17 protein-coding genes are annotated in these 17,812 nt (G+C 72.5%); 9 read left to right on the top strand and 8 right to left on the bottom strand.

What is annotated here, in order from left to right; translation table 11 throughout:
- The first annotated feature begins 65 nt into the window (after window positions 1–65).
- Window positions 66–464, top strand: coding sequence for a thioredoxin (gene trxA, locus ACIQAK_RS29900; RefSeq protein WP_366389267.1), 399 nt, complete (start codon window positions 66–68; stop codon window positions 462–464).
- A gap of 81 nt (window positions 465–545) precedes the next feature.
- Here trxA and ACIQAK_RS29895 read toward each other — a convergent pair whose 3' ends face one another.
- Both ACIQAK_RS29895 and ACIQAK_RS29890 read right to left on the bottom strand, forming a co-directional pair.
- A complete protein-coding gene (locus ACIQAK_RS29895) occupies window positions 546–818 on the bottom strand; it encodes a hypothetical protein (protein ID WP_366389363.1) in 273 nt (90 codons plus the stop codon).
- A 98-nt stretch (window positions 819–916) separates the two neighbouring features.
- Entirely contained in the window at window positions 917–1,939 is a 1,023-nt protein-coding gene (locus ACIQAK_RS29890; protein ID WP_366389268.1) for a LacI family DNA-binding transcriptional regulator, read from the bottom strand.
- Between the two features lie 129 nt (window positions 1,940–2,068).
- Between ACIQAK_RS29890 and ACIQAK_RS29885 the strand changes: the two genes are divergently transcribed.
- The 5 genes from ACIQAK_RS29885 to egtD all read left to right on the top strand — a co-directional run bounded on the left by ACIQAK_RS29885 (window position 2,069) and on the right by egtD (window position 7,112).
- Window positions 2,069–2,536: a type II toxin-antitoxin system PemK/MazF family toxin gene (locus ACIQAK_RS29885; protein WP_366389269.1), complete on the top strand. Its 468-nt coding sequence runs from the start codon at window positions 2,069–2,071 to the stop codon at window positions 2,534–2,536.
- 148 nt (window positions 2,537–2,684) lie between these two features.
- Window positions 2,685–4,034 carry an ergothioneine biosynthesis glutamate--cysteine ligase EgtA gene (gene egtA / locus ACIQAK_RS29880; protein WP_366389270.1) on the top strand — a complete coding sequence of 450 codons (1,350 nt, stop codon included), beginning with the start codon at window positions 2,685–2,687 and terminating at the stop codon, window positions 4,032–4,034.
- A complete protein-coding gene (gene egtB / locus ACIQAK_RS29875) occupies window positions 4,031–5,398 on the top strand; it encodes an ergothioneine biosynthesis protein EgtB (RefSeq protein ID WP_366389271.1) in 1,368 nt (455 codons plus the stop codon). The genes egtA and egtB overlap by 4 nt, the downstream gene beginning before the upstream one ends.
- Window positions 5,398–6,153: an ergothioneine biosynthesis protein EgtC gene (gene egtC / locus ACIQAK_RS29870; protein ID WP_366389272.1), complete on the top strand. Its 756-nt coding sequence runs from the start codon at window positions 5,398–5,400 to the stop codon at window positions 6,151–6,153. Before egtB ends, egtC begins: the two co-directional genes overlap by 1 nt.
- Window positions 6,150–7,112, top strand: a complete 963-nt coding sequence (egtD, locus tag ACIQAK_RS29865; RefSeq protein WP_366389273.1) for an L-histidine N(alpha)-methyltransferase — start codon at window positions 6,150–6,152, stop codon at window positions 7,110–7,112. Before egtC ends, egtD begins: the two co-directional genes overlap by 4 nt.
- On the opposite strand, the gene ACIQAK_RS29860 is transcribed toward egtD, so the two are convergent.
- The 3 genes from ACIQAK_RS29860 to ACIQAK_RS29850 all read right to left on the bottom strand — a co-directional run bounded on the left by ACIQAK_RS29860 (window position 7,055) and on the right by ACIQAK_RS29850 (window position 10,471).
- Window positions 7,055–7,999, bottom strand: a complete 945-nt coding sequence (locus ACIQAK_RS29860; protein ID WP_366389274.1) for a lysophospholipid acyltransferase family protein — start codon at window positions 7,997–7,999, stop codon at window positions 7,055–7,057. The genes egtD and ACIQAK_RS29860 overlap by 58 nt on opposite strands.
- Before the next feature lie 164 nt (window positions 8,000–8,163).
- Window positions 8,164–8,991 (bottom strand): GNAT family N-acyltransferase, encoded by an 828-nt coding sequence (locus tag ACIQAK_RS29855; RefSeq protein ID WP_366389364.1) that lies wholly within the window; start codon window positions 8,989–8,991, stop codon window positions 8,164–8,166.
- A 226-nt stretch (window positions 8,992–9,217) separates the two neighbouring features.
- Complete coding sequence (locus ACIQAK_RS29850; protein WP_366389275.1) at window positions 9,218–10,471, bottom strand: extracellular solute-binding protein; 1,254 nt, start codon at window positions 10,469–10,471, stop codon at window positions 9,218–9,220.
- 202 nt (window positions 10,472–10,673) lie between these two features.
- On the opposite strand from ACIQAK_RS29850, the gene ACIQAK_RS29845 reads away from it, so the two are divergent.
- Window positions 10,674–10,889: a dodecin gene (locus ACIQAK_RS29845; protein ID WP_366389277.1), complete on the top strand. Its 216-nt coding sequence runs from the start codon at window positions 10,674–10,676 to the stop codon at window positions 10,887–10,889.
- On the opposite strand, the gene ACIQAK_RS29840 is transcribed toward ACIQAK_RS29845, so the two are convergent.
- Window positions 10,890–11,378, bottom strand: a complete 489-nt coding sequence (locus ACIQAK_RS29840; protein ID WP_366389278.1) for a hypothetical protein — start codon at window positions 11,376–11,378, stop codon at window positions 10,890–10,892.
- 123 nt (window positions 11,379–11,501) lie between these two features.
- On the opposite strand from ACIQAK_RS29840, the gene ACIQAK_RS29835 reads away from it, so the two are divergent.
- Both ACIQAK_RS29835 and uvrA read left to right on the top strand, forming a co-directional pair.
- Window positions 11,502–12,518, top strand: coding sequence for an MsnO8 family LLM class oxidoreductase (locus ACIQAK_RS29835; protein ID WP_401366289.1), 1,017 nt, complete (start codon window positions 11,502–11,504; stop codon window positions 12,516–12,518).
- A 100-nt stretch (window positions 12,519–12,618) separates the two neighbouring features.
- A complete protein-coding gene (gene uvrA / locus ACIQAK_RS29830) occupies window positions 12,619–15,039 on the top strand; it encodes an excinuclease ABC subunit UvrA (protein WP_366389280.1) in 2,421 nt (806 codons plus the stop codon).
- 79 nt (window positions 15,040–15,118) lie between these two features.
- On the opposite strand, the gene ACIQAK_RS29825 is transcribed toward uvrA, so the two are convergent.
- Window positions 15,119–15,865, bottom strand: a complete 747-nt coding sequence (locus ACIQAK_RS29825) for a succinate dehydrogenase/fumarate reductase iron-sulfur subunit (RefSeq protein WP_366389281.1) — start codon at window positions 15,863–15,865, stop codon at window positions 15,119–15,121.
- Window positions 15,862–17,811: a fumarate reductase/succinate dehydrogenase flavoprotein subunit gene (locus ACIQAK_RS29820; protein ID WP_366389282.1), complete on the bottom strand. Its 1,950-nt coding sequence runs from the start codon at window positions 17,809–17,811 to the stop codon at window positions 15,862–15,864. The genes ACIQAK_RS29825 and ACIQAK_RS29820 overlap by 4 nt, the downstream gene beginning before the upstream one ends.
- Window position 17,812: the final 1 nt, after the last annotated feature.

The raw sequence follows: 17,812 nt of genomic DNA, 5'->3' as shown, positions 1-17,812 counted from the left end.
TAGCGCAAGTGCAGTCACCGTTGTGCCGGACAGGTCCGAACGGGCACAGGAAGAGGTATCTGAGCATGAGCACCGTAGAGCTCACCAAGGACAACTTCGATCAGGTCGTCAGTGACAACGGCTTCGTCCTGATCGACTTCTGGGCTTCCTGGTGCGGCCCCTGCCGACAGTTCGCGCCGGTCTACGACTCGGCGTCCGAGCGCCACCCCGACCTGGTCTTCGCAAAGGTCGACACGGAGGCGCAGCAGGAGCTGGCGGCCGCTTTCGAGATCCGGTCCATCCCGACGCTGATGATCGTCCGGGACAATGTGGCGGTCTTCTCGCAGCCCGGTGCCCTGCCCGAGGCGGCCTTGGAGGACGTCATCGGCCAGGCCAGGAACCTGGACATGGACGAGGTCCGCAAGTCGGTCGAGGAGCAGAAGCGGGCGGCGGAGGCCGGGCAGGGACAGCCGGAGCCCCAATAACCGCCGTTCCGGCGCACGGCGCGGGCCGAGGGCCCCGACCACGCGACACCGAGAGCGGTGTCGCGTGGTCGGGGCCCTCAGTCATGCCCTGCCCGCCGGGTCGTCCCCCTCGGCGACCCGCACCGACATCCCGTAGTCCAGTTCCTCGCCGTCGATCAGCACGGCCTCCACCGTGCGGGTCTCCGGGTCGATGTCCGCCTCCATGCCCTGGCCCGCGTACCGGGGGTAGCCGGAGGCCCCCGTCTCGCCGGTGGCGGCCACGACCGCCGAGCGGATCGGCCGGCCGGGGGCTCCCGTCCGCGTCTTGCTGTGGTCGGGGATCAGGAGGAGCTCGTACCTCTGCGGATGACTCATGGGCTCGACGCTAGACATCAGCCGCACGCCGCGCATGTCGTCGCCGGGCACGTCGTCGCCAGGCATGCCGTCGCCGCACCTCGTCGTGCCGGGGGCGGTCAGCTGGACTCGCGGTGGACGGCGCTGGTGCGCAGCAGGTCGTGGTGGACGGGGGCGGCGCCCGGGTGGTGGACGAGCCGGTCGATCGTCTCGGCCAGCGCGTGCTCCATGGCGAGCTCCATGCGGACCGTGCTGAGGCGGGGACGCAGCAGTCTGCCGAGCAGCAGGTCGTCCGCCCCGACGACCGCCGTGTCGCCGGGTATGACGACGCCCGCGTCCTGGAGGGCTCGCATCAGCAGCATGGCGTACTCGTCGTTGTACGCGAACACCGCGTCCAGCCCCAGCTCCCGCCAGCCGCCCGCCAGCTCCGCCGCGGACTCCTCCTCGTACCGCAGCGGGAGGGGCAAAATGTGTGCTTCGGCCGTCGCGGCGGCCTGCCGCGCCCCGGCGAGGCGGGGTTCGGAGAACGGCTCCAGGCCTGGCTCACCGGGCATGACCACCCCGATGCGGCGGCGGCCCCGGGCCAGCAGATGGCCGACCGCGCTGGCTCCGACCCGCCGCTGGTCCATGACCAGCCCATGGGCGCCCGCCACCGGCTCCGGGCCGAGGGTGATCACCGCCTTGGCGCCGGAGCGGGTGAGGACGTCCGTGCCGTGCGGGGTGAGGGTGATGCCCGGCGGTACGACGACGGCGACGGGCCGCAGTTCGGCCCAGGCTCTGGCCGCCTCGTCGTCGGCGAGGCCGGCGCTGCCGTACTGGACGACGGTGTAGTCCAGGCGGCGCAGGCCCGCCTGGAGTTCCTGGAAGAAGCGCTGGTGGAGCGGGCCCGCCGGTATATGACCGGAGGGCAGCAGCACCAGGCGGCTGTGTCCGGCGCGCAGGCTGCGGGCGGCCGCGTGCGGGACGTAACCGAGCTGTGTGGCAGCCTCCCTGACCCGGTGCCGGGTGGGTTCGCTGATCCGGACGGTGGCGTTGTTGTTCAGGACGTACGACACGGTGGCCCGGGAGACTCCGGCGAGGCGCGCGACATCGGCGCTGGTCGGGACGGAGACCTCGGTGGGCTGCTTGGGTAACTGGCTCATGGCGTGCGGCAGTCTTCCAGATCCGCCGCACCGGACCGCGCCCCGGGGGCACAGGGCCGAGGCGGCTCGCCGGCCCCGTTCGGCGGACCCGCTCCCGGGAACGGGGCGCGCGGGTCCTACGGTGTTGCGATGACGTTCCACCACAGCGCGCGGCGCACCGACAGCCCGCCCGTCCCGCCCGGCAGCACCGGTCCCACCGCCACGGCCCAGGCCGATCCGCACGAGGTGGGCCCGGTCCGCACCTCCTACGCCCCCGACCGCGACGGCGACCCCGATCCGGGCGAGATCGTCTGGACCTGGGTGCCGTTCGAGGAGGGGGACGGGCGCGGCAAGGACCGGCCGGTTCTCCTCGTCGCCCGGGAGCGGGCGGGGACGCTGCTCGCGGTCCAGCTCTCCAGCAAGCGGCACGACATGGACCACGAGTGGGTGGCCCTGGGCGCCGGGCCCTGGGACAGCTCCGGGCGGCAGTCCTGGGTCGATCTGGACCGGGTGCTGCGGGTCCACGAGGACGGGATGCGGCGCGAGGCGTGCGCACTGGACCGGGACCGGTTCGATTCCGTCGTCGTGCGGCTGCGGGAGCGGTACGGCTGGAGCTGACCGGCGCTCGCCGGTGTGGAGCCCACGGCGCATGCTGGTTCCGGAGCGGTGCGGCGGCGACCGCTTTTCCGGTGGCTCGGGGGCACTCTTGTGCGATCCCGGGGTACGGGTTTGGGTGGTGGGTACGCAACTGAGAAGGAGGCGCCTCATGTCCTCGGACACACCTGACGACCCCGGACCGCGCCCGGACTCCGACACCCTCGACGAGGGTGCGGCACAGGATTTGCTGCGCGGCATATGTTTCAAGACGGGTCCGCCCCGCATCGTGGGAGTGGAGCTCGAATGGCTCATCCATGACCAGGAACATCCCGCCGTCCCGGTGGCCCAGGAACGGCTGGACAGCGCGGTCGCCGCCCTCCGTGAGCTGCCGCTGAGCGCCGCACTCACGTTCGAGCCGGGCGGACAGCTGGAGCTCAGCTCCCAGCCGGCCGGCTCCCTGATGGAGTGCGTCGAGAGGACCGCGGCGGATCTGGCCGCTGTCCGCGGTTCGCTCGGCCGGGCCGGACTCGCGCCGGTCGGGCTCGGCGTGGACCCCTGGCAGACACCGCACCGCAGGCTGCGCGAGCCGCGGTACGACGCGATGGAGGCGGCGCTCGACCGTACGGGCCCGGCCGGCCGGGCGATGATGTGCACCTCCGCCTCGGTGCAGGTCTGCCTGGACGCGGGCGAGGAGGAGCCGGGACCGCTCGGCTACGGGCGACGCTGGCAGCTCACCCATCTGCTCGGTGCCGTCCTGGTGGCCGCGTTCGCCAATTCGCCGTTCCGCCAGGGCCGCCGGACCGGGTGGAAGTCCACCCGGCAGTCCCTGTGGGCCGATCTCGACCCCGTACGGACGCTGGCGCCGAGTGGCGGGCTCCCGCCGCGCGAGGCGTGGGCCGCGTACGTGCTGGACACCACCGTGATGTGCGTGCGCCGCGAGGACGGCCCCTGGGACGTGCCCGAGGGCCTCACCTTCCGGGAGTGGATCCGCACCGGCGCGCCCCGGCCGCCGGTCCGGGCCGATCTCGACTACCACATCACCACCCTCTTCCCGCCGGTCCGGCCGCGCGGGCACCTCGAACTGCGCATGATCGACGCGCAGAGCGGCGCGGACGGGTGGCTGGTGCCGCTCGCCGTCGCCACCGCCCTGTTCGACGACCCGGAGGCCGCCGAGACCGTGTACCGCACCGTGAAACCCCTGGCCGAGTCGGCGGGTTACGCCGCCGCGCCGCGCAATCCGCTCTGGACGACGGCGGCCCGCGAGGGCCTGGACGATCCGGAGCTGCGGGCGGCGGCCACCGTCTGCTTCGAGACGGCGCTGGCCGCGCTGGACCGGATGGGGGCGAGCGAATCCGTGCGGAACACCGTGGCGGCCTTCAACGACCGCTATGTGGCCCGGGGCCGATGTCCGGCCGACGACCTGCCCGAACCGGCCGCTCTCACCGACCTGTCACTGCTGACGGGCTCCGGGAACGGGCTGATCGCACCGCCGCACTCCGGAAGGGTGACCTCAGCATGACCGACGACCGTGACCCCTCCGCCACCCTCCAGGACGGCTTCCCGCCGACCTCCGGCAGCCACGACCCCGAGGCGCTGCGCCGACGGGCCCTCGACGCGCTGCTGACCGCCCGGGAGCGCACCGCCACCCTCACCGACAGCGTGGACGACGGTGAACTCACCGCCCAGCACTCCCCCTTGATGTCCCCGCTGGTCTGGGACCTGGCCCATATCGGCAACCAGGAGGAGCAGTGGCTGCTCCGTGCCGTGGGCGGCCGGCAGGCGCTGCGCCCCGAGATGGACGGGCTGTACGACGCGTTCGAGCACCCTCGCTCCGCACGGTCCTCGCTGCCGCTGCTGGCGCCCGCCGAGGCACGCACGTACGCCTCCGACGTGCGGGGCAGGGCCCTGGACATCCTGGAGGGCGCCCCGCTGCACGAGGGCGGACGGCCGCTGGAGCGGGCCGGGTTCGCCTTCGGGATGATCGCCCAGCACGAACAGCAGCACGACGAGACCATGCTGATCACCCATCAGCTCCGCTCCGGTCCGGCCGCGCTCACCGCGCCCGCGCCGCCCGCACCCTCCGACGCCGGCGCGCTGCCCGACGAAGTCCTGGTGCCGGCGGGCCCGTTCACCATGGGCACCTCCGCCGAGCCATGGGCCCTGGACAACGAACGGCCCGCGCACCGGCGGGAGGTGGCCGCGTTCCACCTGGACACCGCCCCCGTCACCTGCGGCGCGTACCGGCGGTTCATCGAGGACGGCGGGTACACCGACCCCCGCTGGTGGGCGCCCGAGGGCTGGGACATGGTCCGCGAACACGACCTGACCGCCCCGCTGTTCTGGCACCGGGACGCCGGGCAGTGGCTGCGCCGCCGGTTCGGGGTGACCGAGCCGGTACCGGACGACGAGCCGGTGCTGCACGTCAGCTGGTACGAGGCGGACGCGTACGCGCGCTGGGCGGGCAGGCGGCTGCCCACCGAGGCCGAGTGGGAGAAGGCCGCCCGGCACGACCCCGCCACCGGGCGTTCACTGCGCTACCCCTGGGGCGACGCGGACCCGACACCCGAGCACGCCAATCTGGGCCAGCGCCATCTGCGCCCGGCGCGGGCCGGCGCGTATCCGGCCGGCCGGGCGCCGTCCGGCGCGGGTCAGCTGATCGGCGATGTGTGGGAGTGGACCTCCAGCGATTTCCTGCCCTATCCGGGCTTCGTGGCATTCCCCTACCGGGAGTACTCGGACGTGTTCTTCGGCCCGGGCCACAAGGTGCTGCGCGGCGGTTCGTTCGGCGTGGACCAGGTGGCCTGCCGGGGCACGTTCCGCAACTGGGACCTGCCGGTGCGGCGGCAGATCTTCTCCGGGTTCCGCACCGCGAGGGACGCCTGATGTGCCGTCATATAGCCTACGTGGGCGAACCCGTGGCGCTGGGCAGCGTACTGTCCGCGCCGCCGCACTCCCTGGTGCGCCAGTCCTGGGCACCGCGCCGCCAGCGTCACGGCACGGTCAACGCGGACGGCTTCGGCGTCGGCTGGTACGCGGACGGCGACCCGGTGCCCGGCCGCTACCGGCGCCAGGGGCCGATCTGGCACGACCAGACCTTCGTGGACCTGGCCCGGGTGGTGCGGTCCACCGCGCTGCTCGCCGCCGTACGGGACGCCACCGAGGCGGGTGCGGACGGGGAGGCTGCCGCCGCGCCGTACGCCGCCGGGCGGCTGCTGTTCAGCCACAACGGCGCGGTGCCGGGCTGGCCCACCTGCCTGGCCGGGCCGGCCGCGACCCTGCCCGCCGAGGAACTGCTGTCGCTCGCCGCCCGCAACGACTCCGCGCTGGTCTGGGCGCTGATCCTGCACCGCGTCGCCGCCGGTGACGACGTGCCGACGGCGGTCGCGGAGACCGTGCGGGAGGTCGCGGAAGCGGCCCCCGGGTCCCGGCTCAACCTGCTGGTCACGGACGGCACCGCCATCGTGGCCACCGCATGGGGCGACTCCCTCTGGTTTCTGCATGAGCCGGGCCGCTCGACCGCGGTGGCCTCGGAGCCGTACGACGACGATCCCCGCTGGCACGAGGTCCCCGACCGCACCCTGCTGGTTGCGACCTCCGCAGACGTCACCCCCACACCGCTCAAGGAGCCCGCCGCGTGAGCCCTTTCCTGCTGACCCGCACCCTGCCGGAGGACGCGACGGACGCGGCGCTGCGCGCCGACGTCCTGAGCGGGCTGACCCGGCACCCGAAGACGCTGCCGCCCAAGTGGTTCTACGACGCGCGCGGCAGCGAACTGTTCGAGGAGATCACCCGGCTGCCCGAGTACTACCCGACCCGGGCGGAGCGGGAGATCCTGGAGGAGCGGTCCGAGGAGATCGCCGCCGTGTCCGGGGCCCGGACCGTGATCGAGCTGGGCTCGGGCTCCTCGGAGAAGACCCGCCATCTGCTGGACGCCCTGCCGGGGCTGGACAGTTACGTGCCGGTCGACGTGAGCGAGAGCGCGCTGACCGGGGCGGCCGAGGCGCTGCTCGCCGAGCGTCCGGGGCTCTCCGTGCACGCGCTCATCGCGGACTTCACCGGCGGTCTGGCGCTGCCGGGCACGCCCGGGCCCCGGCTGGTCGCCTTCCTCGGCGGCACGATCGGCAATCTGCTCCCCGAGGAGCGGGCCGGCTTCCTGCACTCGGTGCGCTCGCTGCTGACCCCCGGTGACGCGCTGTTGCTCGGCACGGATCTGGTGAAGGACCAGGAGACGCTGGTCGCGGCGTACGACGACGCGTCGGGGGTGACGGCGGCCTTCAACAAGAACGTGCTGAACGTCGTCAACCGGGAGCTGGGCGCCGACTTCCCGCTGGAGGACTTCGAGCATGTCGCCGTGTGGAACCCGGAGCAGCGCTGGATCGAGATGCGGCTGCGCGCCCGCCGGGCGCTGAGCGTGAAGATCCGGGAGCTGGACCTGGTGGTGCCGTTCGAGGCCGGTGAGGAGCTGCGTACGGAGGTGTCGGCGAAGTTCCGCCAGGAGGATGTGCGCGAGGAGCTGGCCGCGGCCGGGCTCCAGCTCGCTCAGTGGTGGACGGACGCGGCCGGCCGGTTCGCGCTGTCCCTGGCCACGGCGGTCTGAGCCACGGCGGTTCGCGTCACCGCGGCCTGAGCCACGGCGGCCTGAGCCACCGCCGCCGCAGGAGCCGTCGTCGCTCGGCCCGCGCCGAGGACGGCGGCTCTCGCGGTGCGGGCCAGGGCGCGGCGACCGGGTTCGCCGTTCGCGGAGACGGCCACGAAGTCGCCCGCGCGGATCGGGGCGAGGACATCGACCTCGGCGGTGAGCCCGGCCGCCCGCACCACCCGCCACAGCGAGGCGGCGAGCGGGTCGTCGCCGACGAACGCGACCGCGCCCGCGGCGGGGTAGGTGATGCGGACCGGCCGTACGGGGACCTCCGTGTCGATCGCCGCCTGGAACACGGCCGGCCGGAACGCCCCACCGCTCCCCCGCCCGCACCAGGTGCTGCCCTCGGGGAACGCCACGACCCGGGAGCCCGAGCGCAGGGCCGCGCCGATCGTGGTCACGGCCTCCGGCAGCGCGCGCAGCCGGTCCCGGTCGATGAAGAGCGTGGAGCCGAGCGCGGCGAGCCGACCGAGCAGGGGCCAGCGTCCGACCTCGCTCTTGGCGAGCATCCGGCCCGGCAGCACGGAGGCGATCAGGGGGATGTCCAGCCAGGAGGTGTGGTTGGCGACGACGAGCTGACCGCCGGTGGACGCGGGGCGGGAATGGACCCGGACCGTCACCCGTACGCCGAACGCCCGTGGTACGCCGTAGGCCCAGCGCCGCACGAGCCGTGCGCGCACAGCCCCCGGGAGCAGCCGGACCGGCAGGGCACACACCACTCCCGACAGGGTCCACGCGCACCCGGCGAGGAGCCGCAGGGCGGCGGGGAGCGGGGCCCGGACCGCCCCGGCGTGGCGGGCGCAGGTCTGCGGAGTGCAGGGGGCTGCGGGCAGCCAGGCGCTCACGGCTGCGGGGCGAGAGGTGCTCCTGCCCGCAGGACCGCAGGCGCTCATGCCCGCAGGACCGCAGGTGCTCGTGCCCGCAGGACCGCAGGTGCTCGTGCCCGCAGGACCGCAGGCGCTCGTGCCCGCAGGACCGCAGGCGCTCGTGCCCGCAGGACCGCAGGCGCTCATGACTGCGGTACGAGGGAGAGGAAGTGGCGCAGGTAGCGCGGGTCGGTGCGGCGCAGCGAGAGCAGGACGTACAGGTCGGCGACGTCGAACTCGGGGTCGTACGCCGGGGCTCCGCAGACCCAGGCCCCGAGCCGCAGATAGCCGCGGAGCAGGGGCGGCAGGTCGGCCCGGGAGCCAGGTCCCGCCTCCGGGTGCGCGGAGGCGTCCCAGAGGCGGAGCGGGGTGACCCAGTACTGCTGGGGCGCCAGGTGCGCGGTGCGGACGGTGTTCCAGCTGCGGGCGGCGAGCGTGCCGCCGTCGGCCAGCGGCAGGGAGCAGCAGCCCGCCAGCCAGGTGTGGCCCGAGCGTTCCATGTAGCGGGCGAGTCCGGCCCATATGAGGGCGATGACGGCACCGTCGCGGTGGGCCGGGTGGACGCAGGAGCGGCCGACCTCGACGAGGTCGTCGCGGATGGGGGCGAGGCGGGTGAGGTCGAACTCGCTCTCCGCGTAGAGCCGTCCGGCTGTGCGGGCGCGTTCGGGGGGCAGCAGGCGGTAGGTGGCGACGACCTCGTTCGTGGCGGTCTCGCGGACCAGCAGGTGGTCGCAGTACGCGTCGAACGCGTCGCTGTCGATGCCGGGTTCGGGTCCTTCCAGCCGGGCTCCGAGCTCACCGGCGAACACCTGGTGGCGCAGGCGCTGGGCGGCGCGTACGTCCTCCTGGCCGGTGGCGAGGGAGACCCGGTAGGCGGGGGCGGGGGAACGGGGAGGGGCGGGGGCGGGAGAACGGGGAGGGGCGGGGGCCGGCGCCGAGAGGGTGGGCGGGGCGGTGGGCAGCACGGTCATGGCGGTCTCCGGGGACGGATCGGCGAGGGCGGCTGCCGGGCCCGCGCGGGGAGCGAAGGCCCGGCCCCCTACTTCTTCCGTCACCGGCTGGATTCGACGTGACCGCTGTGGAGCGCGGGGATGTGCGACGGCTGAATCCCAGGGAAGCCGGTGCGCCCGCGCCCTGCGCCGCCGCCGGTGAACTGCCAGGTCGATTGCCGGGTCGATTGCCGGATCAGCTGCCGGATCAGCTGCCGGCGAGCATGGCCGTGATGCGCTCCGACGCGGTCTTCGCCGCCTCGGCCTGGTCGGCGCCCGTGAGCACCGCTGTCATGTACGGCTTGATCGGGTTCTCCGCCTCGACCCGGGCCCACTGGGAGGAGTTGGGGGTGGCGCGGCCTTGGCGCGCGCCCTCGGCCATCGCGGCGGTGCCCTCCTCGCCCTCGACGACATGGGCGAGGCGGGGCTTGTTGGGGACGTAGCTCATGGAGCGGGCGAGTTCGGTCTGCCACTTCTCGCTCGCCAGCGCCTTGACGACCGCGATACCGGCACTGAGCTGGTCGGCCTTCTTCGGCACGATGAGGTCCGAGCCGCCGGTGAAGACGGACCCGGGGGCCTTGGCCGTCTTGCCGGGAATGGGGAAGTAGCCGAGCTTTCCCTCGAGTTCGGGGTTCTTCTCCTCGATGAGCGCGGCACTGCCGGGCAGCGAGATGACCTGGGCGACGTCCCCCCGGGCGAATACGTCGTTCTGCGGCGGCTTCTCCTCGTCGGCATCCTTGGGCCCGTCGCCGAGCACCTGGAGTTCCTTGTAGAAGTTCATGCCGGCGAGCGCCTCGGGGCTGTCCAGGGTGCCCCGCCAGTCACCGCCGCTGCCTTCGGCGAGTTCACCGCCCTCGTCCCAGATGAATCCGGCGAGCACGTACCAGTTCTGGCCGGCCAGGTAAATGCCTTGGTTTCCCTGACTGTTGAGCTTCTCGGTGTCCTCGATCCACTCCCCGCGCGTCTTGGGCGGGTCATCGATGCCGGCGGCCTGGAAGATCTCCTTGTTGTAGATCACCACGCGGTTGGCGGCGTACCAGGGAACTCCGTACTGCACACCGCTGATCTGGCCGGGCTGGGCGAGGCCGGGCAGCCAGTCCTCGCTGCCCAGGTCGCGCATCGACTCGAGGGTGAGGTCACGCAGGCCGCCGCTCTCCGCGTACTGCGCGACCTGCGTGTTCCCGACCTCGATCACATCCGGGGCGTCGTCGCTCTCCAGGGCGGCCAGGACCTTGGGGCCGATGCCGCTCCACTCCTGGATCGTGAATTCCAGCTCGACCGAGGGATTCTCCTCCTCGTACGAGCGGGTGAACTTCTCCAGGAAGTCCGGCGAGACGCTGTCCTTCATCAGCCAGACCGTCACCGTGCGGTCACCGCCACCCGAGCCGGAGAAGTAGCCACATCCGCTGAGCGTGGCGGCCGAAACGAGCGCGACGGCCCCGACGAGTATGCGGTTCTTCACGACATCACCTTCTGCGAAACGGCACGACGAATCTGGACCCGGGGTGGGGGGATTGCGGGCGACGCTCGCACGGGTGTTTGGCTGAATCTTGGTATGGACCAATGCGTAGGTCAAGACGCGCCGTCACCCCTGTTCGCCCCGCCCGCTCCCTCGCGCGACACCCGGGATTGAGGCACCGTGGTCAGCAGAGAGGAGACAAAACATGTCCAACCACACCTACCGGGTCACCGAAATCGTAGGAACCTCCGAGGAGGGCATCGACGCGGCGATCCGGAACGGCGTCGCAAGAGCCGCGGAAACGTTGCACAATCTCGACTGGTTCGAGATCAACCAGGTGCGCGGTCATATCGAGGATGGCCGAATCGCGCACTACCAAGTCGGCCTGAAGGTGGGCTTCCGGCTCGACGAGAAAGCCTGATCAGGTACGCCCGTCGCGCTCCTGTGCATCCTTCAGCGCCTGTGACGGGTCGAACCAGCGGGCCCGCACCACGGTGAATCCGGCCTCTTCGGCCGCACCGCAGACCAGCTCGTCGTCCTCGACGAGCATGCGTACCTCACGCGACCGGCCCAGCCGCCGCAGAATCTCCAGCTTCGTCCGGCGGGCCGGGCGCCGGTCGTCGTTGCCCCGCATGAACAGCTGTCCCTCGGGCAGACCCTGACGGTTCAGCCACTCCACGGTGGCCCGGCGGCAGCGCTCGGGCCGCCCGGTCAGATAGACGGTCTCGCACTCCTCGGCGCTGCTGAGCACGAGCGCCACCCCTTCCGCCAGCGGCGGATCGTGCGGGGCGGCCGCGAAGAAGCCGGACCAGTCCCGTCGCGCACCCTCCAGGAAGTGCTGCCGGTGGGCCGTGTCGGCGAGCGTGCCGTCGAGGTCGAACACGGCCAGCGGCCGGGTGTCGTTGTTCACCCGGCCAGCTTAGGAAGCCCCGGCGCCGACCGCGTCGGGAGACCGCCGACCGCTTCGGGAGACCTGGGCCCCGGGCCGCGGGAATCCTCACCGGCCGGGAGCGTTGTAGAGGGGGTGAGCTCTGTGATCGCCTCGACCCGGTTTTCCTTCCTGGACCGCTCCCGCACCCGTGCGGGGCACGACGGCCCCCAGGCACTGCGCGACACGGTTTCGCTGGCGCGGGAGGTGGAGGCGCTCGGCTACCACCGCCTCTGGGTCTCCGAGCACCACAGCGTGCCGGGTGTCGCGGGCTCGGCTCCGACCGTCCTGGCCGCCGCCGTAGCCGCCGCGACCTCCGCCATCCGGGTGGGGACCGGCGGGGTGATGCTCCCCAACCATCAGCCGCTCGTCGTCGCCGAGCAGTTCGGGGTGCTCGCCTCGCTCTTCCCCGGCCGGATCGACATGGGGCTCGGCCGTTCCGTGGGGTTCACCGACGGCGTCCGCCGGGCCCTGGGCCACGGCAAGGAGGACGCGGAGGACTTCCCCGGACGGCTCGCCGAGCTGCTCGGCTGGATCGACGGCACCCAGCAGGCCCACCCCCAGGTGCACGCCCGCCCGGCGGAGGGCCTGCGCATCCCCGCGTACGTCCTGGCGATCGGCGAGGGCGCGGCGGTCGCGGCCGCCGCGGGCCTCCCCCTGGTCATCGGCGATCTGCGCGGCCGCGAGAAGGTGGTGCGCGCCGTCGAGGTGTACCGCAGGGACTTCCGCCCCTCGGGCCACGCGGAGCGCCCCGAGGTGATCGTCTCCGGCACGGTGGCCGTCGCCGCCACCGAGGAGGCCGCCCGGCGCCTGCTCGTTCCGGAGGCCTGGGCCATGGCGTACGCGCGCACCCACGGCAGCTTCCCTCCGCTGGCGCCCGCCGAGGACATCGAGGGCCTCACCATGACGGCCAAGGAGCGCACGCTGTACGAACGCGGGCTGGACGGGCACATCCACGGCACCGAGGAACAGGTGACGGAGCAACTGGAGACGGCGATCAAGGAGACCGGGGCGGACGAGGTGCTCGTCACCACGAGTACGTACGACCGCGCGGCGCTGGTGGACTCGCTGCGACGGCTGGCCGGGATCGTCGGGCAGGGGCGCCGGGCGAGCGGCCCGTAGGGGCAGCGCCCGACCGGCCCGCACGGGCGAACGCGCCTAGAATCGAACCGTTTGTCCCCCAGGCGTCAGCCCTCCCCACCCCCGTACGGAGCCGATCCTCATGCACTCCCCCCACGATCCGTACGTCCGGGTACGCGGCGCGCGCGAGCACAACCTCCAGGACGTGCACGTCGACATCCCGCGCGACACGCTCACGGTCTTCACCGGGGTATCCGGTTCGGGCAAGTCCTCGCTGGCCTTCGGGACCCTCTACGCCGAGGCGCAGCGCCGCTACTTCGAGTCCGTCGCCCCCTATGCGCGCCGGCTCATCCACCAGGTGGGCGCCCCAGCCGTCGGGGAGATCACCGGCCTGCCGCCTGCGGTCTCCCTGGAGCAGCGGCGCTCCGCCCCCGGGGCCCGCTCGTCCGTGGGGACGGTCACCACGCTCTCCAATTCGCTGCGGATGCTGTTCTCCCGGGCCGGTGACCATCCGCCGGGCGCCGAGCGGCTCGACTCCGACGCCTTCTCCCCCAACACGGCGGCCGGGGCCTGCCCCGAGTGTCACGGCCTGGGGCGGATCCACCGGACGGACGAGGAGCTGCTGGTCCCGGACCCCTCGCTGTCGATCCGGGAGGGTGCGATCGCCGCGTGGCCGGGGGCCTGGCAGGGGAAGAACCTGCGGGACGTCCTGGACACCCTGGGGTACGACGTCGACCGGCCGTGGCGCGAGCTGGCGGCGAAGGACCGGGAGTGGATCCTGTTCACGGACGAGCAGCCGGTGGTGACGGTGCATCCGGTGCGGGACGCGGGACGGATCCAACGCCCTTACCAGGGTACGTACATGAGCGCCCGGCGCTATGTGCTGCACACCTTCGCCGACACCAGGAGCCGCACGCTGCGGGCGAAGGCCGAGCGCTTCCTGACCAGTGCGCCGTGCCCGGTGTGCGGCGGGAGCCGGCTGCGGCAGGAGGCGATGGCGGTGACCTTCGCCGGGCGGACCATCGCGGAGCTGGCCGCTCTCCCCCTCTCCGACCTGGCCGAGGTGCTCGCCGGCGCCGGAGCGGGGGGTGAGGAGACGGCCCGGGTGCTCACGGCCGATCTGCTGGCCCGGATCGGGACGGTGACGGAGCTGGGGCTCGGCTATCTGAGCGTGGACCGGACCGCCCCCACGCTCTCCGCCGGCGAGTTGCAGCGGCTACGGCTGGCGACCCAGCTGCGTTCGGGGCTCTTCGGGGTGGTCTACGTACTGGACGAGCCGTCGGCCGGACTGCACCCCGCCGATACGGAGTCCCTGCTCGCGGTGCTCGGCCGGCTCAAGGAGGCCGGGAACTCGGTCTTCGTGGTGGAGCACCAGATGGATGTGGTGCGGCGGGCGGACTGGCTGGTGGATGTGGGTCCGCTGGCCGGGGAGCACGGGGGGCGGGTGCTGCACAGCGGACCGCCGGAGGGTCTCGCCCAGGTCCCGGAGTCGGCGACGCGGCGGTTCCTCTTCCGCGAGCACGACGAGCCCTCGCCCGGACGGGAGCCGCGCACCCCGACCGGGTGGCTCCGGCTCGCGGGGGTCGAGCGGCACAACGTACGCGGGGTGGACGCGGCGTTCCCGCTCGGGGTGTTCACGGCGGTGACCGGCGTGTCCGGGTCGGGGAAGTCCACCCTGGTGGGACAGGTGCTCGCCGGGGTGCTGGCGGATCGGCAGGCCGGTGAGGAGCCTGGGGCGGTCGAGCGGTACTGCGCCTCGGCCACCGGTCTGGAGGCGGTGGACCGGCTCGTCCAGGTGGACCAGAGGCCGATCGGCCGGACGCCCCGGTCCAACCTGGCCACGTACACCGGCCTCTTCGACACCGTACGGAAGCTGTTCGCGCAGACGGAGACGGCGAGGGAGCGGGGCTACACGGCGGGTCGGTTCTCGTTCAACGTGAGCGGCGGGCGGTGCGAGACGTGCCAGGGCGAGGGGTTCGTCTCGGTGGAGCTGCTCTTCCTGCCGAGCACGTACGCGCCCTGCCCGGACTGCCACGGCGCGCGCTACAACCCGCAGACCCTGGACATCACCCTGCGCGGGCTGACGATCGCTCAGGTCCTGGACCTGACCGTGGAGTCGGCGGCCTCCTTCTTCGCCGGGACCCCGGCCGCCGAGCGGGCGCTGACCACCCTGCTGGACGTGGGGCTCGGCTACCTGCGGCTCGGGCAGCCCGCCACCGAGCTGTCCGGCGGCGAGGCGCAGCGGATCAAGCTCGCCTCCGAGCTCCAGCGCACCCGGCGCGGGCACACCCTGTATCTGCTGGACGAGCCGACGACGGGGCTGCATCCGGCGGATGTGGAGCTGTTGATACGGCAGTTGCACGGTCTGGTGGACGCGCACAACACCGTGGTGGTCGTGGAGCACGACATGGCCGTGGTTGCGGGCGCGGACCATGTGATCGACATGGGGCCCGGGGGCGGGGACCGGGGCGGCCGGATCGTGGCGACCGGCACGCCGGCGGAGGTGGCGCGGGCGGCTCGCAGTCGTACGGCGCCCTATCTGGCGAAGGCGCTGCGGCCTTGACCGGGTACGGCCCGGGGCCCGTACGCCGCTGATCCCGTACGGCCCCGAAGCACAGGCCCGTACGGGATCAACGCCCCTGTCAGCGGCGGACCTTGCGCGTCGCGCGCAGCCACTCCTTGTTCATCGCCGCGATCGACGGCAGCGGAATGCCCTTCGGGCAGGCGGTGGCGCACTCGCCGGTCAGGGTGCAGCCGCCGAAGCCCTCCTCGTCCATCTCGGCCACCATGTCCAGGACCCGGGTCTCGCGCTCCGGGGCGCCCTGCGGCAGGACGTTGAGGTGGTTGACCTTGGCGGCGGTGAAGAGCATGGCCGAGCCGTTGGGGCAGGCCGCGACACAGGCGCCGCAGCCGATGCACTCGGCGTTCTCGAAGGCCAGCTCGGCGTCCGGCTTGGGCACCGGGGTGGCGTGGGCGTCGGGAGCCGTACCGGTGGGGGCGGAGATGTAACCGCCGGACTGGATGATCCGGTCGAACGAGGAACGGTCCACGACCAGGTCCTTGACGACCGGGAAGGCGGAGGCCCGCCACGGCTCGATGTCGATCGTGTCGCCGTCGGCGAAGGACCGCATGTGGAGCTGGCAGGTGGTGGTGCGCTCCGGGCCGTGGGCGTCGCCGTTGATGACGAGGCTGCACGCGCCGCAGATGCCCTCGCGGCAGTCGTGGTCGAAGGCGACGGGCTCGTCACCGGCGAGGATGAGCTCCTCGTTGAGGGTGTCGAGCATCTCCAGGAACGACATGTCCTGGGAGATCCCGTCGACTTGGTAGGTGGCCATGGCGCCGGGCGTCTGGGCATTCTGCTGGCGCCAGACGCGCAGGGTGAGCTTCATGCGTAGCTCCGCTGAGTGGGGTGGACGTACTCGAAGACGAGGTCTTCCTTGTGCAGGACGGGGGCGCCGCCGGTGGTGGTGAACTCCCAGGCGGCGGCGTACGAGAACTCCTCGTCACGCCGCTCGGCCTCGCCCTCGGGGGTCTGGGACTCCACGCGGAAGTGGCCGCCGCAGGACTCGGCGCGGTGCAGGGCGTCCAGGCACATGAGCTCGGCGAGCTCCAGGTAGTCGACGATGCGATTGGCCTTCTCCAGCGACTGGTTGAACTGCTCGCCGGTGCCGGGGACCTTGATGCGGCGCCAGAACTCCTCGCGGATCTCCGGGAGTTTGGCGAGCGCCTTGCGCAGGCCGTCCTCGGTACGGGCCATCCCGCAGTACTCCCACATGAGTTCACCGATCTCGCGGTGGAAGGAGTCGGGGGTGCGGTCGCCGTCGACGGAGAGCAGCAGGTTGATCCGGTCCTCGGTCTCCGCCACCACCTCGGCGACGGCGGGGTGTTCGGCGTCGACCTTCTCGGTGTGCGGATTACGGGCGAGGTAGTCGTTGATCGTGGAGGGCAGGACGAAGTAGCCGTCGGCGAGGCCCTGCATCAGCGCGGAGGCGCCGAGCCGGTTGGCCCCGTGATCGGAGAAGTTGGCCTCGCCGATGGCGAAGAGTCCGGGGATGGTGGTCTGGAGGTCGTAGTCGACCCAGAGGCCGCCCATCGTGTAGTGCACGGCGGGGTAGATCCGCATCGGAACGGTGTACGGGTCCTCGTCGGTGATCCGCTGGTACATGTCGAAGAGGTTGCCGTACTTCGCCTCCACGGCCTTGCGCCCCATCCGGCCGATGGCCTCGGCGAAGTCCAGGTAGACCCCTTGCCCGCCGGGGCCGACGCCCCGTCCCTCGTCGCAGACGTTCTTCGCGGCACGGGAGGCGATGTCACGGGGGACCAGGTTGCCGAAGGCCGGGTAGATGCGCTCCAGGTAGTAGTCGCGCTCGTCCTCGGGGATCCGGTCGGCCGGGCGGTCGTCGCCCTTGGCCTTGGGGACCCAGATCCGGCCGTCGTTGCGCAGCGACTCGCTCATCAGGGTGAGCTTGGACTGGTGGTCGCCGGTGCGCGGGATGCAGGTGGGGTGGATCTGGGTGAAGCAGGGGTTGGCCAGGTAGGCGCCGCGCCGGTGGGCCCGCCAGATGGCGGTGGCGTTGGAGTTCATGGCGTTGGTCGACAGGTAGAAGACGTTGCCGTAGCCGCCGGTGGCCAGGACGACCGCGTCGGCGAAGTAGGTGTCGATCTTCCCGGTGACGAGGTCGCGGGCGACGATCCCGCGCGCCTTTCCGTCGACCACGATCAGGTCCAGCATCTCGGTACGGGCGTGGAGTTCGACGCCGCCCGTGGCGATCTGCCGGGAGAGCGCCTGGTAGGCGCCGAGGAGGAGCTGCTGTCCGGTCTGGCCGCGCGCGTAGAACGTGCGGGAGACCTGGACGCCGCCGAAGGAGCGGTTGTCGAGGAGGCCGCCGTACTCGCGGGCGAAGGGGACGCCCTGGGCGACGCACTGGTCGATGATCTCGACCGAGATCTGGGCGAGCCGGTGGACGTTGGACTCCCGGGCGCGGAAGTCGCCGCCCTTGACGGTGTCGTAGAAGAGCCGGTGGATGGAGTCGCCGTCGTTGCGGTAGTTCTTCGCCGCGTTGATCCCGCCCTGGGCGGCGACCGAGTGGGCGCGCCGGGGCGAGTCCTGGAAGCAGAACTGGACGACGTGGTAGCCCTGTTCGGCGAGGGTGGCGCCGGCCGATCCGCCGGCCAGGCCGGTGCCGACGACGATGACGGTGTGTTTGCGCCGGTTGGCGGGGTTCACGAGCCTGGCTTGGAAGCGGCGGGTGTCCCAGCGCTCGGCGACGGGGCCCTCGGGGGCCTTGGCGTCGACGACGGGCTCGCCCGTGGCGTAGTGCGTGTAGTCGGGCATG

The organism is Streptomyces sp. NPDC088706 (assembly GCF_044752765.1).
Taxonomy (GTDB): Bacteria; Actinomycetota; Actinomycetes; order Streptomycetales; family Streptomycetaceae; genus Streptomyces.
Note: the sequence above shows the minus strand (reverse complement) of the source record. Positions and strands in the feature narration are given on the sequence as shown.

What these genes read in the sequence shown, in the direction of transcription:
- trxA (WP_366389267.1), top strand. Translation starts at nt 66, where the DNA reads ATGAGCACCGTAGAGCTCACCAAGGACAACTTCGATCAGGTCGTCAGT.
- ACIQAK_RS29895 (WP_366389363.1), bottom strand. Translation starts at nt 818, where the DNA reads ATGAGTCATCCGCAGAGGTACGAGCTCCTCCTGATCCCCGACCACAGC.
- ACIQAK_RS29890 (WP_366389268.1), bottom strand. Translation starts at nt 1,939, where the DNA reads ATGAGCCAGTTACCCAAGCAGCCCACCGAGGTCTCCGTCCCGACCAGC.
- ACIQAK_RS29885 (WP_366389269.1), top strand. Translation starts at nt 2,069, where the DNA reads ATGACGTTCCACCACAGCGCGCGGCGCACCGACAGCCCGCCCGTCCCG.
- egtA (WP_366389270.1), top strand. Translation starts at nt 2,685, where the DNA reads ATGTCCTCGGACACACCTGACGACCCCGGACCGCGCCCGGACTCCGAC.
- egtB (WP_366389271.1), top strand. Translation starts at nt 4,031, where the DNA reads ATGACCGACGACCGTGACCCCTCCGCCACCCTCCAGGACGGCTTCCCG.
- egtC (WP_366389272.1), top strand. Translation starts at nt 5,398, where the DNA reads ATGTGCCGTCATATAGCCTACGTGGGCGAACCCGTGGCGCTGGGCAGC.
- ACIQAK_RS29855 (WP_366389364.1), bottom strand. Translation starts at nt 8,991, where the DNA reads ATGACCGTGCTGCCCACCGCCCCGCCCACCCTCTCGGCGCCGGCCCCC.
- ACIQAK_RS29845 (WP_366389277.1), top strand. Translation starts at nt 10,674, where the DNA reads ATGTCCAACCACACCTACCGGGTCACCGAAATCGTAGGAACCTCCGAG.
- uvrA (WP_366389280.1), top strand. Translation starts at nt 12,619, where the DNA reads ATGCACTCCCCCCACGATCCGTACGTCCGGGTACGCGGCGCGCGCGAG.
- ACIQAK_RS29825 (WP_366389281.1), bottom strand. Translation starts at nt 15,865, where the DNA reads ATGAAGCTCACCCTGCGCGTCTGGCGCCAGCAGAATGCCCAGACGCCC.
- ACIQAK_RS29820 (WP_366389282.1), bottom strand. Translation starts at nt 17,811, where the DNA reads ATGCCCGACTACACGCACTACGCCACGGGCGAGCCCGTCGTCGACGCC.